Raw genomic sequence first — 2,324 nt, forward strand, 5'->3', positions numbered from 1 at the left:
GTTGAACAGCGCGGCGGTGGCGATCATGCCGGTGAGCCCGGCGAGCAGGCTCAGACGTCGACGCGCGTAGAACTTGGGCATCAAAGAACTCCCTTGTGGGGGTGGGGTGTTGGGTCACGAGTCAGGGAATGCTCGCGGTGTGACCTGACCGGCGGGTGAGCGTCCGGTAAGAAGTTAGTGACGTGATCATGTCAACGCAAGGTTCGGCGGCGGACTTTGCCGTCCCGTATCATCGAAGGCGCAGAAGGGGAGTAGCTCTTCGCCGGACCGTCGACATACTGCTCAGCCAGCCTGAGCCGGCGCCCGGAGGCGGACCCGCGCGGGTACCGCCAGCGAGACCTTCGGCAAGCAGTGCATGTCCGTGTCCACCGGCGCGGACGCCGAGTGTGCTGCCGTGCCGAGGTGCCTCGCGTGATGCACCGCACTCTCGGCGGGGTGGCCCCGACCGATTGAGGAACCTTGATCAGCATCACCGTGACGGCGCTCGTCTTCGGCGTCATCTTCCTCGCCGAACTGCCGGACAAGACCGCGCTCGCCGGTCTCGTCCTCGGCACCCGCTACCGGGCGAGCTACGTCTTCGCGGGCGTCGCCGCCGCCTTCCTGGTCCACGTGGTGCTCGCCGTCGCCGCCGGCAGCGTGCTCACCCTGCTGCCGCAGCGCATCGTGCACGCCGTCACCGGACTGCTCTTCCTCGGCGGCGCCGCGATGCTGCTGCTGAGCAAGGGAGAGGAAGAAGAGGAGATCAAGAAGCCCGCCGACCAGACCTTCTGGAGGGTCGCGGGTACGGGCTTCATGCTCATCCTGGTCGCCGAGTTCGGCGATCTCACCCAGATCATGACCGCCAACCTCGCCGCCCGCTACGACGATCCGCTCTCCGTCGGGCTCGGCGCGGTGCTCGGTCTGTGGGCCGTCGCCGGACTCGGCATCGTGGGCGGGAAGGCCCTGATGAAGAAGGTGCCGCTGCGGCTGATCACGCAGATCGCGGCCCTGCTGATGCTGGCCCTCGGCGCCTGGAGCCTGTACGAGGCGGTCGCGGGCTGAGCCGAACGCCGGGTGAACGCCCGCCGGGGTGGTGGCGGGACGGGCCTCCATTTTGTACCGTGGAGAAACAAAGTGGCTCCCGCCCGTTTTCCCTGACCGGCGGGCGGGGCCGCCTTGTCCCCTCCCCGCGGTCCCTTCCGTAGGGGGCCTTTCGTTCCTGGAGTCACCGCCGATGACGGCCACCGCCACGCCCACTGTCCTGACCGCCCGCGCCCTGCTGCTCGACATGGACGGCACCCTCGTCGACTCGGACGCCGTCGTCGAGCGCATCTGGCGGCGCTGGGCCGCGCGGCACGGCCTGGACGGCGACGAGGTGCTGAGGGTGGTGCACGGCAGGCAGGGGCACGCCTCCATGGCCGTACTGCTGCCCGACCGGCCGCGGGAGGAGAACCTCGCGGACAACGCGCGCATGCTCGCCGAGGAGACCGCCGACATGGACGGCGTGGTCGAGATCCCCGGTGCCGCCGCCTTCCTGGCCGCGCTGCGGGATCTGCCGCACGCGCTGGTGACCTCGGCGGACGTCGCCCTGTCCACCGCCCGGATGAACGCCACCGGGCTGCCGCTGCCCGCGGTCCGGATCACCGCCGAGTCGGTCGGCGCGAGCAAGCCCGACCCCGAGGGCTTCCTCAAGGGCGCCGCCGAACTGGGCGTCGCGGCGGCCGACTGCGTCGTCTTCGAGGACTCCGGCGCGGGCATCGCGGCGGGGCGCGCGGCGGGCATGACCGTGGTCGGCGTCGGGCCCCGCGCGGGCGCGCACGGTCCCGACGTGGTCGTCCCCGACCTCACCCGGGTCCGGGTGGAGGGCCTGCCGGACGGCACGATCCGGCTGCACCTCGGCTGATCCGGCTCAGCGCCCCGACGTCTCCGCCTCCAGCGCGGCCCGGGTCCGTGGCCCGTACACCCCCGCGGGATCGCCCTGGACGCCCCGGGCCTGCTGATAGCTGCGCACGCCGTTCTCCACGGCGCGGGTGTAGGCGCCGTCGAGGGGGCCTTCGTAGAGGTCGAGCTGCCACAGCCGGAACTGGAGGTCCGCGACCTGGGGCCCGACGTCCCCGCGGCGCAGCTCCGGGGCGCCGGCCGGGGTGGACGGCGGGGCGCCGGGAGGGGGGGACGGGGGGATGGGCGCGGGCGGCATCACCCGGCGCCGGGCCGGGGGGCGGCTCAAGGACGCGAGGGCCGGCGCGGGGCCCGCCGCGGCGTGCGCGGGCGGCACGGCGTGCGCGGAGCGTGGGGGCCCCGGCGCCCTGTGGGTGATCGGCTGCGCGCCGACCGCCCTGGAGGAA

The 2,324-nt window shown here is 72.9% G+C and carries 3 protein-coding genes; 2 read left to right on the forward strand and 1 reads right to left on the reverse strand.

Annotated elements, in window-relative coordinates:
* Positions 1-459: 459 nt before the first annotated feature.
* Together FRZ03_RS27380 and FRZ03_RS27385 are read left to right on the forward strand one after the other, a co-directional pair.
* Complete coding sequence (locus FRZ03_RS27380) at positions 460-1,041, forward strand: TMEM165/GDT1 family protein (RefSeq protein WP_146467811.1); 582 nt, start codon at positions 460-462, stop codon at positions 1,039-1,041.
* 172 nt (positions 1,042-1,213) lie between these two features.
* Positions 1,214-1,882 carry an HAD-IA family hydrolase gene (locus FRZ03_RS27385; protein ID WP_146467812.1) on the forward strand — a complete coding sequence of 223 codons (669 nt, stop codon included), beginning with the start codon at positions 1,214-1,216 and terminating at the stop codon, positions 1,880-1,882.
* 6 nt (positions 1,883-1,888) lie between these two features.
* Here FRZ03_RS27385 and FRZ03_RS39360 read toward each other — a convergent pair.
* The coding region (locus FRZ03_RS39360; protein WP_222443416.1) for a peptidoglycan-binding domain-containing protein at positions 1,889-2,324 on the reverse strand (436 nt) is incomplete at its 5' end.

It is taken from the genome of Streptomyces misionensis, assembly GCF_007896895.1.
Taxonomy (GTDB): Bacteria; Actinomycetota; Actinomycetes; order Streptomycetales; family Streptomycetaceae; genus Streptomyces; species Streptomyces misionensis_A.